Here is an 18,063-nt window from a genome sequence, read left to right as displayed (position 1 = left end):
TTGTATCGATGATGGATGTGGTTGTTTCATTCTTTTTATTTGGCCTGGCGGCGGGCTTGCTGCGTTCGGAATTGAAGCTGCCCGTCGCCCTGTATGAATCCCTCTCTGTTTTTCTTCTTGTGGCCATCGGTTTAAAAGGTGGGCAAGGTCTTGCTTCTCAACCTCTGGCACCCTTACTGCCACAGCTTTTAGCAGTGGTGGTGCTGGGGGTTTTGCTCACCTTTATTGCCTTTTTTATCCTGAAGTTTATTGGCCGTTTTTCACGTGCCGATGCGTCTTCAATGGCTGCACACTATGGCTCGGTCAGCGTTGCGACTTTTGCCGTGGGTGTGAACTGGCTGATGACGCGGGATATTCCGTTTGAATCACAGATGACCATTTTTTTGGCGGTGATGGAGATCCCTGCCATTTTAGTGGGCATTGTGCTGGCGCGCGGGATAGGCAGGCAAACGCGCTGGGGCGAGCTGGCGCATGAAGCATTGCTTGGTAAAGGTGTGACTTTATTACTGGGAGGGATGCTGATTGGCTGGGCTGCTGGCCCGGAAGGCCTTGCGCCGGTTAAACCATTGTTTTTTGATTTGTTTAAGGGTGTGCTGGCTCTGTTCTTGTTGGAAATGGGGCTGATAGTGAGCCATCAGGTGGATGAGCTTAAAAAGCGGGGACTCTTTATCCTGGTATTTGCAATACTGATGCCGCTTACAGGGGCTGTCCTTGGGGCTGGTACCGGCATTTTGCTGGGTTTATCTGCGGGTGGCATCACCTTGCTGGCTACGCTGGCTGCGAGTGCTTCATATATTGCCGTGCCCGCTACGATGCGCCTTGCCATTCCTGAGGCCAGCCCGGTTGTTTCTTTGGCCGCTGTACTGGGCGTCACTTTCCCATTCAATATTGTGATTGGGATTCCTCTTTATCATCAGCTTGCCCTTTTTCTGACCGGAGCCACAGGATGAGTTTGAATACACAGGCACGCACACTATTAACTGTGATTACAGAGGCCGCTATAGAGCAGGTGCTGGTGCGTGATTTAGACCGGCTTGGCGTGCGTGGCTATACCATTTCGGATGCGCGTGGCCGGGGCAGCCATGGGGTCAGGGAAGGTGCATGGACAAAGTCTGCCAATATCCGCATTGAAATGATTTCACCACGGGACATTGCAGAATCCACATTATTGCACCTGCAAACGCACTACTTTGCCAATTACGCCATGGTGGCCTTTTTGCAGGATGTTGAAGTTTTACGATCGGAAAAATTTGAATGATGCGGGAGCTCACCACCAATCCCCTGGCAAAGCGTGTGCTGCTTGTGATGTTCCTCGGGGCACTGGTGCTGGCGGTGTCTGTAGTATTAACGCCTTTTATTATTCCCATGTTGTGGGCGGGCATTTTAGGTTTTTCAACATGGCCTTTGTATCTTTGGCTGTTAAAGAAAATGGGCAAAAGACAGACGGCATCCGCTTTGCTGCTGACGTTACTGATGTCGGCTTTGGTCGTGTTTCCTGTGCTCTGGCTGTTGTTTTTACTCAGAGCAGAAAGCAGCCCCTTGCTTGATTTACTCACCGCAGAGCTTGGATCGGGTCGGATCAGGCCGCCTGCATTTATAAGCAAGTTGCCCATTTTTGGGGCTGAGCTGAGTGCGTCGCTCGGCGCTTTACTGGCAGAGCCGGCACAAATCAGCTTCGAACTTAAAAATCATTTACGTCAGCTGGATGCCTATGCGTTTGCGCTATTGGGCGGCATCGGCAAAAACATCATAAAAATGGTTTTTGCCTTGTTTACGCTCTTTTTTGTGTATTTACATGGCGATAGTGTGGCGCGGCAAATCCGTACCATCTGTATTTCTTTATTGGGCGAGCGGGCTGGCGGCTATTTAAAAACGGTTGCTTTAACTACGCGGGCGGTGGTGTATGGCATTGTGCTGACGGCGCTGATTCAGGGTGCTGTGGCAGGTTTAGGCTATTGGGCAGCTGGCCTGTCTGCCCCGGTTACCCTGGCGGCGGTGACGGTATTGCTGGCCATGGTGCCTTTTGGTACGCCGCTGGTGTGGGGCGCTGCGGGTTTGTGGTTGCTCTTTACCGGGCAAACTGCGGCGGGAATAGGGCTGCTGCTTTGGGGCGTCCTGGTTGTTTCTTGGGTGGATAATATTGTCCGGCCTTTGGTTTTGTCAGAGGTTGTGAATATCCCGTTTATTCTGGCGCTGTTTGGTGTGCTGGGCGGCTTAGCTGCTTTTGGTCTGGTTGGCTTGTTTTTAGGGCCAGTGATTCTGGCGGTTGCACTGGCAGTGTGGCGGGAATGGCTGGATGACGAAAATGCTTTGTCCAATCCGCCTCCTTAATCTGTCTTCATCGGCATTGAAGGGGCTACTGTATACTTCTGACTAAGGCGTTCAGCCATTTTTGACCTCGAATACAGTAGACCTTATGACCGACTCTCTCAGTGATGCTCCAGAAATTTCCTTAATTCATGATTACCTGCACACGTATCACGCCACACTGGTGACCACCGATGGTTGCTATGCGGTTTCTGTGCAGGGCGAAATCATCGTTAATGGTCTGCATATTCCCTATCACCTGGTGCCGGATGAGGGTTTTTTAGGTAAGAGTGCTAAGTGGCGCAAGCTCGATAGTGCCGCGCGTTTCGCCATGCTTAAAGCCCGCTGGAATGATGAGGCCCGCGCCAAATTAGAAGCGCAGCTTATGCTCTGTGCTGAGCAGGTGCTGGTGATTGCCAGGGATTTTGACCTCGACCCCACTGCAACGCTGTCGGCATTTCAGGCCAAATACGAGCTGGCTCGTTTCCGTTGCCAGCTGGCGTTAGATCGGATCGATGCGCTTAAAGGCGGCAAAGCGGCCACCCGCCAGGCGGATAAAACCCATAACGCGGTGAATTTATCGCTGTACCCCGAATCATTTACCGTGGCGCAAGCCATGCCACGGCACTTTATTGCCATTCTTGGGCCGACTAATTCGGGTAAAACCCACTCGGCCATGCAGCATCTGATGAAAGCCAAATCCGGCGTGTATTTAGCGCCGCTGCGTTTGCTGGCTTTGGAAAATTACCGCCGTTTAACGGATGCCGGTGTAGCGGTCAGCCTGATTACCGGCGAGCAAAGAAAGCTGCACCCCGAAGCCACCCATGTGGCCAGCACGGTAGAAATGCTCAACCCCAATCGGGTGGTTGAAGTGGCGGTGATCGATGAAATTCAACTTTTAGAAGATCAGGACCGCGGTGCAGCCTGGACGGCTGCGGTCTGTGGCGTGCCCGCCAGCACCGTGTATTTGCTCGGTGCGCTGGAGGCACAGCCTGCAATTGAATCCCTGGTCAAGCGGGTGGGCGGCACATTAGAAGTACGCAAACTACAACGTATGTCACCGCTGGAAATGGAGAAAAAACCGCTCGGCTCTTTGTCTAATTTGCAGGCAGGCGATGTGCTGATTGCGTTTTCCCGCCGTGAAGTATTGAACTGGCGCGATCAGGCGATTGAGCAGGGTTTTAAAGTGTCGGCAATTTACGGCAATTTATCCCCGGAAGTACGCCAGGCACAGGCCGAGCGATTTATCGACGGTGAGACTAAAATTGTTGTGGGCACCGACGCCATCGGCATGGGCCTGAATACGCCTGCCAGGCGAATTATTTTTACCACCGCCAATAAATGGGATGGCTACGCTGACGGCACGATTGCCGCCTCGCTGGCCAAACAGATTGCCGGGCGGGCCGGGCGTTTTGGCGAGCATGAAACCGGCTATGTGGCTGGGCTGGATGCTAAAACACATCAGATGATTGCCGCTTTACTGAAGGAAGCGCCCGAGCCATTGCCCGGTACCGGTTTCTTTGTGTCGCCAAATCTGGATTATCTGCAGCAGATTTCTGCCGCAACGGGCGAAACCAAGTTGCAACCCCTGCTTGAGCTGTTTGCCAAGCATATTAATGTGCACGATGAATTCTTTCTGCCTGCCAATTTAAGCGAGCAAATCGAAAAAGCCCGCTGGCTGGATACGCTGGTTTTATCTTTGAATGATCGCTTTGTGTTCAGCCTTTGCCCGATCTCCACCAAGTTTGCCATGCTGGAATCGGCATTTAAAGACTGGACGCAAGCCCGCGCCAAACGCCGTGCTGCGCCTTTATTGCGCATGGATGGCATGGGCGGGCGCAATGAATTGCAATATCTGGAAGACACTTGCAAGCTGTATTCTGCCTATGCCTGGCTGGGGTTCAGAATGCCGGATACTTTTCCGAGCGGAGAAATGGCCGAATCTTTAATGCAATCGACTTCCGAGCAAATCGATAAGCTCTTACAAAAGCAAAACACCAGCCGCAAACCAGCTAAGGTGGGCAAAGCCCGGCGTGGCGCCTGGGCCAAATAAAGCCTGCCGCGGGCAAAGCAGGGGAGGTCGCAGTGTCTCCTGCTGCCTTCATGAGTATTTGCCAGTATGGCCTCTGGCGGCCCTGAATATCACCACCGCTGCTGGCTGGATTGCCGCCGCTGAAGCATTTTTATTTCTCATTTCTGTATCCGGGCTTTCTATGGCTTTTTCAGTGCCAGAACGCCTGCACTCCCTTGCCGCAATCTTTACCATTAATCAGCGCCATGGCTGCTCGTAAAATATCAGGTTACTTTAGCCGCACATATTTGTGAGCCTATTTAGGATGGTTTTTATCGATAATCGAAAGACTTTTGTCAGTTTATTCCTGAATATAAGCGGTTGAATTTTTAGATTAATATGATTTTTATGTTCTACAGAGTAAGAACAAAGACAGATAAGTGTATGGGTTTTTGCTATATTCATATAATCTGTCGCAGGACTGGAGTTCAGGCATGCTTTTTATAAAAATCAGACAATAAAAATGCTCAGGGTATTCTTTTTTTGTATTGTTTTTTTTCTTTCCCCAGCCTGGGCGGATGATGCTTTCCCGGCGTTTCTTGTGCAGCCAGACAGCAGCGGCGCCTATATCAACTCAAAGCTTGAATATTTTGTTGATACCTCAGAAATCATGACGTTTGATGAGGTACGCAGCAAGGCTGATTTTGTATCGGCAGGCGGGCGTAATGTGCTGGCGAGAATTCGTTACCCTATCTGGTTTCGCTTAAAGCTTGAGCGTGGCGCTGATGCGCCTGCCCGCTGGTGGCTGGATTATCAGATTTTTAGTCCGGTTGAATTGCAGTTTTATTCTCCTGATCAAAATGGCCAATATATTAAGCAAGTTTCAAAAAAATATGAGCCCTTTTCTGCCCATCCATCTTATGGCAGGCCTTTTTTTTACCCGGTCACATTTAATGATCAGCAAAGTATGGTGATTTACTGGCGCTCGGTATCGCACAGCGCATTTATTTTTCCTGTCAGAATATGGCAGCAGGAAAAATGGATTGATTTAACTTTAACTGAATATCTTTTATATGGATTACTGCTTGGCATTATGTTCGGGTTGTCTGTATATAATTTATTTATTTATCTAAGAATAAGAGACAGCATGTTTTTGCTGTATTTCTTTGCCATTGTCAGTTATATGTTTTACTCAGTGAATATTAATGGTCTTGATTTAAATATATTGTGGTCCACTTCATTTCACAGGTTTAAAGGCTTGTCTTCCTGCATTACTGCAACGACTGGTATTTTTTCTGTGCTTTTTGCTATTTCCCTGCTTGGGAATATAAAAAGAAGAAAATGGTTCAGCTACACTCTATATGGTGTGGTTGCCATTTATTTATCCGCTATTGGGCTGGTTTTTGCGGGGCAATATTCCTGGGCGGAGTTGCTTACACAATGGGCGGGAGGAGTATGGCTGCCGCTGGTATTGGGTATGTCTGCTTATCTTAGTTATTTAGGATCGGTCTGGGCAAGATGCTATTTAATAGGGGAAGGGCCAACATTAGTGGGCAGTACTTTATTGGTATTATTAACTCAGGGTGTAATCGAAGCGGATCGGTTTAATACGACTTTTTACTTTGTTGCGGGTGCGTGGAGCGCCATTATGTTTTCACAGGCTTTGGCTGAAAAAGTAAACAGCCTTAAAAAAGCGGCTACAGCTGCGTTAAATATGGCCGTTACAGAGAAAACCGCACGCTTGAAAGAGGCTGAGCAATATCAGGTTTCTTTAGAAGAAAAAGTAAAACAAAGAACAAAAGAATTATCGCTTGAAATATTGCTTCATCAGCAAACCTTAGAGCAATTACGTGAAAGCCAGAGTAAATTAGAAGAAATGGCCTACAGCGATTCATTAACCGGCCTGGCTAACCGGCGGATGTTTCAGGATCGTTTATTACAGGCCTATACCCGGGCACAGCGCCAGGGGGGCCAGTTTGCGCTGGCGCTGATTGATTTAGATCATTTTAAGCGGATCAACGATAGCCTGGGCCATGGTGTGGGTGATCAGCTTTTACAAATTGTGGCGCAGCGCTTAAATGCGGCATTACGTCATAGTGATACGGTTGCACGCTTGGGCGGCGATGAATTTGCCATGATTCTGACAGCTCCAATTAGCCAGGAAGATGCAATCAGTATTTGTCAGCGGCTTTTATCCAGTTTTGATGAGCCTTTGCTGATTGAAAACCATCAGGTTCAGACAGGCATGAGCATAGGCCTTGCCTGGTTCCCTGATGATGGCCGTGATATGGATGAGCTGATTGGCTCGGCCGACGTGGCGCTCTATCAGGCAAAAGCGGCGGGCCGGCATCGCCTGAGTTATATCGGTCATGTTACCGGATCAAATTTGCATCAATAGCTTGTAGTATATGGTTTTTGTGTTTTAGGGAAGGGTATGCGCTCAACGTTTTCAATTGTTGTGGTGTGGTTAATGGTTGCGGTGGGGATTTACTGGGGATTTAATGTTTTTCTGGCGCATCAATATAATCCTAATACACGTACGTTTTTAGCCGGGCAGGGGCAGGAATTAACATTGCAGCGCTCCAGAGACGGGCATTTTCGTTTAAATGGCAATATCAATGGTCAGCCTGTGGTTTTGCTGATTGATACCGGGGCTACAACCTTAACGATGAGTGCCGCTCTGGCTGAGCGCTTAAAATTAAAGCCGGGCCAGCCCTATATTTCACAAACAGCCAATGGCGAGGTGAAAGGCTATTTATCCAGTATTGATCAGCTTTCATTTGGTCCTTTTGAATTTAATCATCTGACTGTGGGGGTAGTGCCGCAGCTGGGTGATGAAATTTTATTAGGGATGAATGTCATTAAACGCTTTGATATGACATTAAAAGGCGAGCAGATGATTCTGAAAATGAATCGCTGATTGCGGTGAATTATTTATATAGTGTGTACTGGTTATTTTCAGCGCTTCAATATCAGTGCTATGTTTGCTTACCCACTTTTGAATAAGTATATTAAAGTTTATGAAAAAAATATTATTACTGAGCGTTTCGGCTGGAGCCGGGCATGTGCGTGCGGCTGAAGCCATTCGTGCTTATGCCCATCTGGGTGATACACCGCTGGAAGTGGTTCATTTAGATGTGATGCAATATGTAACGGCGGGGTTCAGAAAGTTATATACCGATTTTTATATCAAGCTGGTTAATAATGCGCCTGCATTATGGGGCTATTTATATAATTTCACCAATGATGCTCAGGCTGACAGCTCTATAGAAAAACTGCGTAAAAAACTGGAGCGGATGAATGCGCGGGCATTATTAAAAGAAATTGCAGAGTTTAATCCGGATGCCATTATTTGCACACATTTTTTGCCTGCAGAAATCTTATCCAGACTACTGAATAAAGGCGTTGTGAATTACCCGGTCTGGGTGCAGGTGACGGATTTTGATTTGCACAGAATGTGGGTGCATGAAGGTATGGCAGGTTATTTTGCTGCAAATGAGGAAGTGGCTTTTCGCATGCGGGCGCAAGGGATTGCTGCAGAGAAAATCAGCGTAAGCGGTATTCCGATTATGCCGGGCTTTGCAGCGGTAGCCAGCCGTGAGGAGTGCGCTGCAGAGTTTGGCCTCGATGCCAGACGCACAACTATTTTACTTATGGGCGGCGGCGCAGGCCTCGGGAGTTTGGATACCATTGCTGCGCGATTGCTGAAGCTGGAGGGCGATTTTCAGCTGATTGTGATGGCGGGTAAAAATGAGGCGGCTTTAGCGGCATTGCAGGCATTGTCTCTGCGCTATCCCGGGCGTGTATTGCCACAGGGTTTTACTCATAAAGTAGAGCGGCTGATGGCATGCGCTGATTTGGTAGTGACCAAACCCGGTGGCCTGACTACATCCGAATGCCTAGCGATGGGGCTGCCTATGATTGTGAATGCACCGATTCCGGGGCAGGAAGAACGCAATGCGGATTTTTTATTAGAACAAGGCGTGGCGCTGAAAGCGTTTGATGCGGTGACTTTAGAATATCGGATCAGGTATTTATTAGACAATCCCGCCAGGCTGGCCGAAATGAGCACAAAAGCACGTGCTCTGGGGCGGGCAGCCGCAGGCCGGCAGGTACTTGATGCGGTGCTGGCCAAATGCCCATAAACAAGCAATGGCTGGCCAATGGCTTAACTGTGTTTTGGGTTGCTCTGCTGGGGCTCTTTTTTGCGCAGGTAGAAATTCAGATTGAAGGTGCGGCAGGCTGGGCCGCAGCCTTGCCGACCTGGCGTATAGAAAAACACTGGTTGCTGGATATTTTTTGGGGCGGCAGGCCCATGACGGGTTATCACGCATGGGTGTTTCCATTTGTGGCCTTGTTTTTTCATTTCCCGTTTTTCTTTATGCAGCAATGCTCGCTCAGGCTGGAATTACGTGCGCTGGCCTCAATTATGTTTTTTTGGATTGTGGAAGATTATCTCTGGTTTGTTTTAAATCCGGCTTATGGGATTCATCATTTCAGCCCTGCGTATATTCCATGGCATAAAAATTGGTTCTGGTTTGCACCTGTTGATTATTGGACTTTCCTGTTCGGCGCCGGGCTGCTGTTTTATTTTTCTTTCAAAAAAGGCTGAATGATGTTGAATGCAGTATTTAAATTATTAGTCTTGATGTGTTTAGCCTTGCCAGTCTGTGCAGCACAGCCAGCACGTAAAGCAGAATGGGCCGAGCCTGTTGAGCAATCGGCCAATTTATTCAGAATAACCCCACAGTTTTATCGCAGCGCGCAGCTGGGTGCTAAAGATGTGGCGCTGATTCAGTCTTTAGGTGTGAAGACGGTGGTGAGTTTGCGTGCCTTTCATTCGGATCAGAAAATATTAAAAGACACGGGGCTGAAATCGATTCGTGTGCCGATGAATACTTGGGATATTGAAGATAAAGATGTGATTGCCGCTTTACGTGCAATAAAGCAGGCAGATGGGCCGGTTTTATTGCATTGCCTGCATGGCGCGGATCGTACGGGCTTGATTTCGGCAATGTACCGCATTCTTTATCAGGGCTGGAGCAAAGAGCAGGCGCTGGATGAATTAATGAATGGTGCTTATGGCTATCACTCAATGTGGACCAATATTCCAAAATATTTAAATGCTGTAGATATCGAAAAAATTCGTCTTGCTGTTGAAAAATAAAAGAGCTGTTTATGCCTGATAAATTATTACTGAGCGTGTTATTTGCCCTCGCTGTACCTGCAGTCGCTGCGCAGGGGATTGATGTCAATGCGCTGACAGAGCAGCAGGTGACGATGGTTGATCAGAGTAAGGCAGATCAGGCGGGTAAAACCTTTCTGGCTGCTACGCTGATGAATGCGCCCGTGCAAAAAGTGTGTGCGGTGATCCAGAATTATGCGGATTACCCAAGCTTTATGCCTAATGTAGCTAAGGTAAAGGTGGCCACAACTGGGGACGATAGCCCGGTGCTGGATATGACCTTACATTTACCATTGGGCAAGGTTAAAAAGTATCGTTTAAAGATGACGCCCAGGCAGGGCGCTCAACAATGTCAGCTTTCATGGAAAATGTTGCAGTGGGAAGGCTTAAAAGCCGATGAAACCATTGCCGATACTTCCGGTTATTGGCTGATCACGCCGTCTGCTGCTAACCCGGCCAAAACGGTGGTTAAATATTTTGTATTTACTGATCCCGGCCCCGTGCCGATGGGCCTTGGCTGGATTGTGGACAGCTTAAGCAAAGACAGCATTCCCAAAATGCTGGATGCCCTCAGAAATAAACTGAAGTAAGTGGATCTGGTGGTTTGCAAATTTGAAAAAAACTGTAGCTGGGCTGAAGGCTATGCCCAATCCGCAGCCATTGCTCTGACCGTATCAATCACCAGCTGCTTACTCACATCGCTACGCTTGCCGCTGCGCCAGGCCATCATCACTTCCCATTCCCAAAGTGGTAAATCGCTGATGGCTAGCTTAATCAGCCGCCCTTCACGTAAATCCCGTTTTACGGCAACTTCTGGCATAAACGTTAAAAAGCCATGCTCCATGGCCATTTCACGTGCGGCACTCGCGGGCTGGATGGCGTGAATCGGGCCGCTGGCGCTGCGTAAGCTGCGCAGCTGATTGATCAGCTGATCACAGCCATCACCCCAAAACTGTGGTGCCAGCTGCTCGTTGGCAATATCGGCAAGTGTCAAAGCGCCGGATTTTGCGAGCGGGTGGCGTTTATGCACCACGGCAATAATGGGTGACCGCCAGATGCGCTCCATTTGAATACCAGCTACGGCGGGGCATTTAAGAATAAAGCCGAACTGCGCCTTGCTGCTCAGCAGGTTTTCCATAATGGTTTGCGAGTGATCGGTGCTGCAGCGGATCTCCATCGGCGCTTTGGCAAGGGCCACCAGAATGGGGCCAAATACCACGGAAGCTAAAGAGGGCATACAGGCCAGCGTCATTCTGGGCAGGGCGGGTGCGCCCTGGATGGCTGTTCTGCCTGCTTCCAGCGTCGCGAGCGCTTCTTGTACGGAGGGCAAAAAAGACATGCAGGCCGCCGTTGGAATCGCGCCCCGGCGGTGGCGCTGAAATAGTTGTGCGCCAAGACCGGCCTCCAGCAAGCCAACACGCTGGCTGACCTGAGGCTGTGACCAGCCACGCCTTGCCGCTGCCTGACTAAAGCTGCCACATGCCACAATATCGATTAGCAATTGCAAGTCATCAATATTCAGAGCCATAAGTAAAATCCATATTAAATATTAGCAGTTCACGGCTTCTATAATAACTGGCCGCAGCCGAGAATATGCATTAATCATCAGGGAGATGCAAAATGGCTGGGGCAGAGCGGGCAAGGCGGCTGGGGCGGCGTTTTATTATGCTGGACAATATGCTGGGTGTTTGTGGGTTTTTTCTGGTTTTCCCTTTAATCAGCCTGCACTTTGTGGATCAGCTGGGCTGGGCCGCAGCGGCTGTGGGACTGGCTTTGGGCATCAGGCAATTATCACAGCAGGGCCTGGGCCTGCTTGGCGGCTCTTTAGCGGATCGCTTTGGGGCCAGGCCATTGATTGTGTCGGGTATGTTGCTGCGTGCCGCGGGTTTTGCCGTCATGGCCGTGGCGACTCATCCTGGTATTCTGATTTTTTCCTGTGTTTTATCGGGTCTTGGCGGCACCTTGTTTGATCCGCCAAGAAGCGCGCTGATTATCAAATTAACCCGCCCGCATGAGCGCAATCGTTTTTACTCCTTACTGATGATGCAGGAAAGTGCAGGTGCCATGCTCGGGGCTTTATTGGGCTCGTGGCTGCTGGCGTTTGATTTTTTCTGGGTAGGTATGGGCGGTTCAGCCGTCTTTGTGCTGGTGGCGCTGTTGAATGCGGTGTTTTTGCCCGCTTACAGGGTGGCTGCTAAAAGAACATCGGCAATAACAGCGATTCGTGTCGTTTTGGCCGATAAGCCTTTTCTCTTTTTTGTGTTTACCTTAAGCGGCTATTACGTGCTCTGTGTGCAAATTATGCTGCTCTTGCCGGTGGTGATTAAGCAACTGGCGGGGACAGCACAAGCGGTAGGCTGGATGTATAGCCTTGATGCTGTACTTGCACTTTGCTTACTATACCCTTTGGCTCGTTTAGGAGAGCGTTTCTTTAGTTTGCAGGTACGGGTACTGGCTGGCATCACGCTGATGACGGCCAGTATGGGCGCTATGGCCTTAGTGAGCGGTATCGTCGGAGCATTTGCGGTGCTGACGTTTTTTTATCTGGGTACATTAATTACCGAGCCGGCCAGAGAAGCGCTATTGGCAAGCTTTGCACAATCAGAAGCGCGTGCCAGCTATATGGGCATGGGCCGTATGGGGCTCGCTGTTGGCGGGCTGTTTGGTTATACCGGCGGTGGCTTTTTGCTGGATCACGCCCGCAGCTTAAATATGCCGGCTTTGCCCTGGCTGGTGCTGGCCCTGATTGGAAGCGCAACCCTTCTGGGTTTGTTTAAGCAGTTTTTTCCCTCCCGCAAAATACTGAGTCACTGGCTGAAAGCCCAGTCTGCATAAGTGTTTTGGCGGCATGTTTCAGCACGATTGAGTCGCTTGAAAGTGCCGCTTATCTTCTTTTTGTGTAAATAATGCACATGCTAATTAGTAAGACTTGCGGTGTAATGGCGTGAAATTTAAGGCGCATGGTGAGAATGAGAACGTTTCACCAATTAAAAATAGAAAACTAAGTAAGCTTCAGATCTGAATGGAATCCGCTCCCTGCGGTCTCTTTTTAAAAGAGACCGTGTTATGCCGCCCGCTGAATAAGCAGGGTGGCCAGCCGTTTTGTACTGATTTGCTTGCTAAGAATACAGAGAGCTTTGATGCAGTCTAAAAATTTAACCCTGTTTATCGTCCTGGCCATGGTGCTGGGGATTATCTGTGGCTATGCAGTGAACCAATACGCGGATAACTCCGCATCACTTGCATCTTTTGCCTCTTATATATCGCTGCTTAGCGATATTTTCCTGCGCCTGATCAAAATGATTATTGCCCCGCTGGTGTTTTCAACACTGGTGGTAGGTATTGCCAGAATGGGCGATAGCGGTGCCATTGGCCGGATTGGTTTAAAGACCATGGGCTGGTTTATGTTTATGTCGCTGACCTCGCTGGTTTTGGGTTTGGTGATGGTGACGCTGCTGGAGCCGGGAGTAGGGCTGAATCTGGCCTTGCCTGCAGTGGGCACCGAGAGTGGCATCGTGAAAGGTGCGATGAATTTAAAAGACTTTTTGCACCATGCCTTCCCGACCAGCATTTTTGATGCAATGGCTAAGAATGAAATTCTGCAAATTGTTGTGTTCTCTATTTTCTTTGGTGTAGCGGGCGCAGCTTTGGGTGAACGTGCCACACCTTTGATTGATGTAATCGATGTGGTTGCCCATGTCATGCTGAAGATCACCACCTACATCATGAATTTTGCACCTGTGGCTGTTTTTGCCGCGATGGCTGCCGTGATTGCCAAGGAAGGGATTGAAGTATTGGCAGTGTATGGCAAATTTGTGGCCGGTTTTTACGCAAGCATTTTTGTGCTGTGGTGCGTGATTACGCTGCTGGGTTTCTTATTCCTTAAAACGCGCGTGTTTGGCTTATTACGCCGCATCCGTGGTGCCATCCTGCTGGCCTTTACCACCGCAAGCAGTGAAGCGGCTTATCCGCAAACGCTGGAGCAGCTGGAGAAATTTGGCTGTAATAAGAAAATTTCCAGCTTTGTTTTGCCGATTGGTTACTCGTTTAATCTTGATGGCTCGATGATGTATTGCACTTTTGCCACGCTGTTTATTGCTCAGGCCTATGGTATTGAGCTGACGATGATGCAAAAAATTATGATGCTGCTGATTCTGATGCTTACCTCAAAAGGCATGGCTGGCGTGCCGCGTGCATCTTTAGTGGTGATTGCTGCAACCCTGTCACAGTTTAATATCCCTGAAGCGGGTCTCTTGCTGATTTTGGGCGTGGATCATTTCTTAGATATGGGCCGCTCAGCCACTAATGTACTTGGCAATGCCGTGGCAACCGGTGTGGTTTGCAAATGGGAAAACGAGCTGGGCGCAGAGCAGGATGTCCTGCCGGAAGAGACAGAGCAAGAAGTTGCAGCTCAGCCCGCTCCTGTTTTGGATAAACCTGCAACGGTTTGATGGTTTGAGTATTACAAAAAACGGCCCGGATGATTTCCGAGCCGTTTTTGTTTGCGGGGCAAAAGTGTGCCCGCCCTGCAAAGCTTAATGCACCGCCTGCAGCATCTGTTCAACAACCTTTTTAGCGTCGCCAAACACCATCATGGTTCTGTCCATATAGAACAGATCATTATCCAGCCCGGCGTAGCCTGCGTTCATTGAGCGTTTGACCACCATCACGGTTTTTGCTTTATATGCCTCTAAAATGGGCATACCGTAAATCGGGCTGGCCGGATCGTTTTTGGCCGCAGGGTTAACCACATCATTTGCGCCAATAATCAGTACCACATCGGCGGTTGAAAACTCGCTGTTGATTTCTTCCATTTCCACCACTTTGTCGTAGGGCACTTCGGCTTCGGCCAGCAGCACATTCATGTGCCCTGGCATTCGGCCAGCAACAGGGTGAATGGCGTAACGAACGTCCACGCCGCGCGCAGTCAGTAAATCACTCAGCTCTTGCAAGGCATGCTGGGCGCGGGAAACGGCTAAGCCGTAGCCAGGAACGATGATGACCTTTTCTGCGTTTTCCATCAGAAAGGCTGCATCGTCGGCACTGCCGGAACGGTAGTTTTTCTGTGCTGATCCGGCAGGGCCAGCCTCGGCCACGGCGGCACCAAAGCCACCTAAAAGCACCGAGACGATCGAGCGATTCATGGCTTTACACATAATGTACGACAAGATTGCACCCGATGCGCCAACGCAGGCCCCGGCAATAATCAGTACCGGGTTATTCAGCGTAAAACCAATTCCTGCAGCCGCCCAGCCTGAATAAGAATTCAGCATCGACACCACCACCGGCATATCTGCACCGCCAATGGGAATAATCAGCAGCACACCAAGAGCGAGTGCAATGCCAACCATGATCAGAAAAGCTGACTGGCTGTCTGCAAGCACATACATTGCGCCAAAACCCAGCATGGTGAGGGCAAGTACCAGATTTAAACCGTGCTGGCCCTTAAAGTTAATTGCCCTTGCACCAAATTTGCCTGAAAGCTTGCCATAGGCAATCACTGAGGCGCTAAAGGTAATTGCACCAATAAATGCGCCAATGAAAAGCTCGATTTTCTGCATGCTGCCGTGGCTGACACCCAAATGAAAAATCGCAGCAATGGCAATCAGCACGGCAGAAAGACCAACCAGAGAATGCATGGCTGCCACCAGCTCCGGCATGGCGGTCATCGCGACGGTTCTTGCTTTGTAAGCTCCCGCCACGGCACCGGCCGACATGGCGGCTAAAATCAGCCAGACAACAGGTTTATCCGCTACAAAAAATGAGGTGATCACGGCAATGGCCATGCCGAGCATGCCAAATAAATTGCCACGCCGGGCCGAAACAGGCGACGACAGGCCTTTAAGCGACAAAATAAACAGCACAGCCGAAACCAAATAAAGAATGGCAGTTAAGTTTTGCATTATTTGCCCTTCCTTTTAAACATCGCCAGCATGCGCTGTGTGACTAAAAATCCGCCAAAGATATTTATGCTGGCCAGAAAAATGGCTACAGCGCCCAGTACACTGGTCACGCTGATTTCCTGAGCATTGATATCCACGACTTGCAGCATGGCACCCACCACAATAATGCCGCTGATGGCGTTGGTAACGGCCATCAGAGGGGTATGCAGGGCCGGGGTGACATTCCAGACCACGTGATAACCCACAAAAATCGCCAGAATAAAAATAGTCAGGCTGCCAATAAAAGGATCGGCAGCCAGCGCGTGGCTGCTGGCCTCTGCAACGGCAGAGGCGGCTAAAGATTCAATCGACATGGCTTACTCCTTATGCGTTGGCAGTGGGTTGGCTTGTATGTGAGGCAACCGTGCCTTCTGCGTGAGCAGGGGCACGGCCAAATAATTGCTCGCCATGATGGCTGAGCAGCGTGGCTTTGATGATTTCATCGTCGTTATGCGGAGCATATGCGCCCTCTGCATCTTGCAGCAGGCTTAAGAATGTCAGCATATTGCGGGCATAGAGTGCGGAAGCATCGGCCGCCAGCAAGCTGGCCAGATTGCTGTGCCCCACAATAATGACGCCATTTTCGCTATGGACGACTTCATCACTTCTGGATAGCGGGCAATTACCGCCGCTGTCTGCGGCCAGATCGATAATCACCGAGCCCGCTTTCATTCCTGCTACGGTTTCTGCCGGGATGAGTATCGGCGCTGCTTTGCCGGGAATTTGTGCCGTGCTGATGATGATGTCGGCAAGGCGTGCCTGGCTGTCTATAAGCAGGCTCTGGCGTAATTTGTAACTGTCAGACATCTCGCGGGCGTAGCCGCCGGATGTTTCTGCTGCGGCTTTTTCATCATCGTTCAGCGGCACTTCAATAAACTTGCCGCCTAAAGATTCCACTTGCTCACGCGTAGCGGGGCGCACATCGAAAACCTCAACAATCGCCCCCAGCCTTTTTGCTGTGGCAATCGCTTGCAGCCCGGCCACCCCGGCCCCAAGAATCAGTACGCGCGCGGGCTTAACCGTGCCTGCCGCAGTCATCAGCATGGGCATAAAGCGCGGATAGTATTGTGTGGCCAGTAATACGGCACGATAGCCCGCAATATTGGCTTGCGAGGATAAAACATCCATGGATTGGGCACGGGTGATACGGGGAATCAGCTCCAGGGCATAGGCGCTGATTTGTTTGGCATTGAGTGCGTCTAAATGAGCGTAGCGATGAATATCAAACAAGGCGACAAGGGCAGCACGTTCAGGGAGCAGCGGAAGTTCATTCGCCAGAGGGGCACGAACTTTAAGAATAAGTTGAGCGCCTTGGTAAAGCGCTGCTGGGTTTGGCGCAATTTCTGCGCCGGCCTCGGTATAGGCGGTATCGGTAATGGCGGCGTGCTGGCCTGCCTTGCTTTCAACTCTGACGGTATGCCCGGCTTTAATCAGCTTTTTTATTGTCTCCGGCGTTGCAGCAACCCGGAATTCCCCGGGCAGCACTTCGGCGGGAATGGCAATTAACATATCTGTTTCCTCATGGTGATTAGGGCAATGGGCAAACAATGGAGGCTTATGTCAGTTTGAATATTGGTCTGTGTCAATAAGACCGCTTTTGATCTTATCGCAGTGCAACATTAATTTATTGAGAGACGTGTTGAAATTGTTTCAAGGTGTTGTATTTCATGTGAATGTGTCCTATTTCTGCTTTGTTTTACTAGGTAATTCACCTTATTCGTTACAAAAGGGCAGGGAAGGCTTAGGGGGAAAGACAGCTTGAAGGAGATCACTTTCAAATGCATGTATGAAAAAAATGACGTCTATATAAATGATTTATTTTGATTTTTTTATCGAAAGGACAAATGCGTAGCTGTTTACCTTACAGTTTGCATGCGCTTACGATTGTTTTGTAATAAAAATGCTATTGATAATCATTATCGTTTATAGGAGAATCAATTTAACTTCTCTTAATCAAGGTCATGTGATGAATGCATATTTAGTAGGCGCAGATGTGCTGGGTAATATTCCCGAACTTTTGTCGAGCTATGGCATAAAAGTGCACAAACACGTTTCAGGGCGTAATGCAGCGCATCAGCGCAAGCCAGCCAGCTTAAAAGGCGCAGATCTCCTGATCTTGTTTACTGATTTTTTAAGCCACAATGTGATGCGTGCTTACCGTGAATTAGCCCATGAAGAAAATATCCGTTTTGTAGCCTGCCGCCGCTCTGTCTGTGCCTTGAGTCAGTCACTGGATAAAATCGAATGCACAAAAAGCTGTGATACCTGCCCAAACAGAAAGACGCATTAAGCTTATTGATTAGCCGTATATGCAGCTTGCATCCCTGGCTGGGCTGATGCCTGACTCTGCGTTGTCCTCAGTCTGTACCTTTGTAAGCGTTTATTCTTTCGGGCGCTTAGGGCATAAATAATGATGATGTAGTGCGTAACTTTAAAGCTTGATGTAATGTTGTACATTGAGTTTTAAAGTGGTTATCCCGATGAGCGCTACTGATTTGCTCGCCTCCTTCGCCGCTGCTTTCTCACAAAACCAGCGGCTTATTTCTCTGCAACTTGGCGATGGCGCAGCATGGGGTGAGCAGCTTTTACCTCAGCGGGTGGATGGCAGCGAAGGGATT

At 49.4% G+C, this 18,063-nt stretch carries 18 protein-coding genes; 14 read left to right on the top strand and 4 right to left on the bottom strand.

What is annotated here, in order from left to right:
* Positions 1–8 precede the first annotated feature (8 nt).
* The 11 genes from HA050_RS10435 (at position 9) to HA050_RS10385 (ending at position 10,093) form a co-directional block, all read left to right on the top strand.
* Entirely contained in the window at positions 9–950 is a 942-nt protein-coding gene (locus HA050_RS10435) for a sodium-dependent bicarbonate transport family permease (protein ID WP_166825562.1), read from the top strand.
* On the top strand, positions 947–1,258 hold the full coding sequence (locus HA050_RS10430) for a P-II family nitrogen regulator (protein WP_205836403.1): 312 nt from the start codon (positions 947–949) through the stop codon (positions 1,256–1,258). Before HA050_RS10435 ends, HA050_RS10430 begins: the two co-directional genes overlap by 4 nt.
* The gene (locus HA050_RS10425; RefSeq protein WP_205836402.1) at positions 1,255–2,331 is read left to right on the top strand and encodes an AI-2E family transporter; all 1,077 of its coding nucleotides are present in this window, start codon (positions 1,255–1,257) and stop codon (positions 2,329–2,331) included. Before HA050_RS10430 ends, HA050_RS10425 begins: the two co-directional genes overlap by 4 nt.
* A gap of 85 nt (positions 2,332–2,416) precedes the next feature.
* Positions 2,417–4,360: a helicase-related protein gene (locus HA050_RS10420; RefSeq protein WP_166825559.1), complete on the top strand. Its 1,944-nt coding sequence runs from the start codon at positions 2,417–2,419 to the stop codon at positions 4,358–4,360.
* 58 nt (positions 4,361–4,418) lie between these two features.
* Positions 4,419–4,598, top strand: a complete 180-nt coding sequence (locus HA050_RS10415; RefSeq protein WP_166825556.1) for a hypothetical protein — start codon at positions 4,419–4,421, stop codon at positions 4,596–4,598.
* Positions 4,599–4,919: 321 nt separating this feature from the next.
* Entirely contained in the window at positions 4,920–6,716 is a 1,797-nt protein-coding gene (locus tag HA050_RS10410; RefSeq protein WP_166825553.1) for a diguanylate cyclase, read from the top strand.
* Positions 6,717–6,752: 36 nt separating this feature from the next.
* A complete protein-coding gene (locus HA050_RS10405) occupies positions 6,753–7,238 on the top strand; it encodes a retropepsin-like aspartic protease family protein (protein WP_099399184.1) in 486 nt (161 codons plus the stop codon).
* Between the two features lie 100 nt (positions 7,239–7,338).
* Positions 7,339–8,463 (top strand): MGDG synthase family glycosyltransferase, encoded by a 1,125-nt coding sequence (locus tag HA050_RS10400; protein ID WP_166825550.1) that lies wholly within the window; start codon positions 7,339–7,341, stop codon positions 8,461–8,463.
* Complete coding sequence (locus HA050_RS10395; protein ID WP_166825547.1) at positions 8,454–8,930, top strand: hypothetical protein; 477 nt, start codon at positions 8,454–8,456, stop codon at positions 8,928–8,930. The genes HA050_RS10400 and HA050_RS10395 overlap by 10 nt, the downstream gene beginning before the upstream one ends.
* The gene (locus tag HA050_RS10390; RefSeq protein WP_166825544.1) at positions 8,931–9,485 is read left to right on the top strand and encodes a dual specificity protein phosphatase family protein; all 555 of its coding nucleotides are present in this window, start codon (positions 8,931–8,933) and stop codon (positions 9,483–9,485) included.
* 11 nt (positions 9,486–9,496) lie between these two features.
* Complete coding sequence (locus HA050_RS10385; protein WP_166825541.1) at positions 9,497–10,093, top strand: SRPBCC family protein; 597 nt, start codon at positions 9,497–9,499, stop codon at positions 10,091–10,093.
* A 50-nt stretch (positions 10,094–10,143) separates the two neighbouring features.
* Here the strand turns inward: HA050_RS10385 and HA050_RS10380 are convergent, their stop codons facing one another.
* Positions 10,144–11,031, bottom strand: coding sequence for a LysR family transcriptional regulator (locus HA050_RS10380; RefSeq protein WP_166825539.1), 888 nt, complete (start codon positions 11,029–11,031; stop codon positions 10,144–10,146).
* Positions 11,032–11,123: 92 nt separating this feature from the next.
* Between HA050_RS10380 and mdtH the strand changes: the two genes are divergently transcribed.
* Positions 11,124–12,338, top strand: a complete 1,215-nt coding sequence (gene mdtH / locus HA050_RS10375; protein ID WP_166825536.1) for a multidrug efflux MFS transporter MdtH — start codon at positions 11,124–11,126, stop codon at positions 12,336–12,338.
* 305 nt (positions 12,339–12,643) lie between these two features.
* A complete protein-coding gene (locus tag HA050_RS10370) occupies positions 12,644–13,954 on the top strand; it encodes a dicarboxylate/amino acid:cation symporter (RefSeq protein WP_166825533.1) in 1,311 nt (436 codons plus the stop codon).
* A gap of 84 nt (positions 13,955–14,038) precedes the next feature.
* Here the strand turns inward: HA050_RS10370 and HA050_RS10365 are convergent, their stop codons facing one another.
* Genes HA050_RS10365 through HA050_RS10355 form a run of 3 tightly spaced genes read right to left on the bottom strand, consistent with a single transcriptional unit; the run spans position 14,039 to position 16,954 of the window.
* Entirely contained in the window at positions 14,039–15,406 is a 1,368-nt protein-coding gene (locus HA050_RS10365) for an NAD(P)(+) transhydrogenase (Re/Si-specific) subunit beta (protein ID WP_166825530.1), read from the bottom strand.
* Positions 15,406–15,759, bottom strand: coding sequence for a proton-translocating transhydrogenase family protein (locus HA050_RS10360; protein ID WP_099399193.1), 354 nt, complete (start codon positions 15,757–15,759; stop codon positions 15,406–15,408). The genes HA050_RS10365 and HA050_RS10360 overlap by 1 nt, the downstream gene beginning before the upstream one ends.
* Before the next feature lie 10 nt (positions 15,760–15,769).
* A complete protein-coding gene (locus HA050_RS10355; RefSeq protein WP_166825527.1) occupies positions 15,770–16,954 on the bottom strand; it encodes a Re/Si-specific NAD(P)(+) transhydrogenase subunit alpha in 1,185 nt (394 codons plus the stop codon).
* A 457-nt stretch (positions 16,955–17,411) separates the two neighbouring features.
* Between HA050_RS10355 and HA050_RS10350 the strand changes: the two genes are divergently transcribed.
* On the top strand, positions 17,412–17,735 hold the full coding sequence (locus tag HA050_RS10350) for a DUF2325 domain-containing protein (protein ID WP_166825524.1): 324 nt from the start codon (positions 17,412–17,414) through the stop codon (positions 17,733–17,735).
* The last annotated feature ends 328 nt before the right edge of the window (positions 17,736–18,063 follow it).

This window comes from Iodobacter violaceini (genome assembly GCF_011601265.1).
GTDB classification, from domain to species: domain Bacteria; phylum Pseudomonadota; class Gammaproteobacteria; order Burkholderiales; family Chitinibacteraceae; genus Iodobacter; species Iodobacter violaceini.
Note: the sequence above shows the minus strand (reverse complement) of the source record. Positions and strands in the feature narration are given on the sequence as shown.

Bases quoted from the DNA above. Each gene is read 5' to 3' on its own strand.
- HA050_RS10435 (WP_166825562.1), top strand. From the start codon at position 9: ATGATGGATGTGGTTGTTTCATTCTTTTTATTTGGCCTGGCGGCGGGC.
- HA050_RS10430 (WP_205836403.1), top strand. From the start codon at position 947: ATGAGTTTGAATACACAGGCACGCACACTATTAACTGTGATTACAGAG.
- HA050_RS10425 (WP_205836402.1), top strand. From the start codon at position 1,255: ATGATGCGGGAGCTCACCACCAATCCCCTGGCAAAGCGTGTGCTGCTT.
- HA050_RS10420 (WP_166825559.1), top strand. From the start codon at position 2,417: ATGACCGACTCTCTCAGTGATGCTCCAGAAATTTCCTTAATTCATGAT.
- HA050_RS10405 (WP_099399184.1), top strand. From the start codon at position 6,753: ATGCGCTCAACGTTTTCAATTGTTGTGGTGTGGTTAATGGTTGCGGTG.
- HA050_RS10400 (WP_166825550.1), top strand. From the start codon at position 7,339: ATGAAAAAAATATTATTACTGAGCGTTTCGGCTGGAGCCGGGCATGTG.
- HA050_RS10395 (WP_166825547.1), top strand. From the start codon at position 8,454: ATGCCCATAAACAAGCAATGGCTGGCCAATGGCTTAACTGTGTTTTGG.
- HA050_RS10390 (WP_166825544.1), top strand. From the start codon at position 8,931: ATGATGTTGAATGCAGTATTTAAATTATTAGTCTTGATGTGTTTAGCC.
- HA050_RS10385 (WP_166825541.1), top strand. From the start codon at position 9,497: ATGCCTGATAAATTATTACTGAGCGTGTTATTTGCCCTCGCTGTACCT.
- HA050_RS10380 (WP_166825539.1), bottom strand. From the start codon at position 11,031: ATGGCTCTGAATATTGATGACTTGCAATTGCTAATCGATATTGTGGCA.
- mdtH (WP_166825536.1), top strand. From the start codon at position 11,124: ATGGCTGGGGCAGAGCGGGCAAGGCGGCTGGGGCGGCGTTTTATTATG.
- HA050_RS10370 (WP_166825533.1), top strand. From the start codon at position 12,644: ATGCAGTCTAAAAATTTAACCCTGTTTATCGTCCTGGCCATGGTGCTG.
- HA050_RS10365 (WP_166825530.1), bottom strand. From the start codon at position 15,406: ATGCAAAACTTAACTGCCATTCTTTATTTGGTTTCGGCTGTGCTGTTT.
- HA050_RS10360 (WP_099399193.1), bottom strand. From the start codon at position 15,759: ATGTCGATTGAATCTTTAGCCGCCTCTGCCGTTGCAGAGGCCAGCAGC.
- HA050_RS10355 (WP_166825527.1), bottom strand. From the start codon at position 16,954: ATGTTAATTGCCATTCCCGCCGAAGTGCTGCCCGGGGAATTCCGGGTT.
- HA050_RS10350 (WP_166825524.1), top strand. From the start codon at position 17,412: ATGAATGCATATTTAGTAGGCGCAGATGTGCTGGGTAATATTCCCGAA.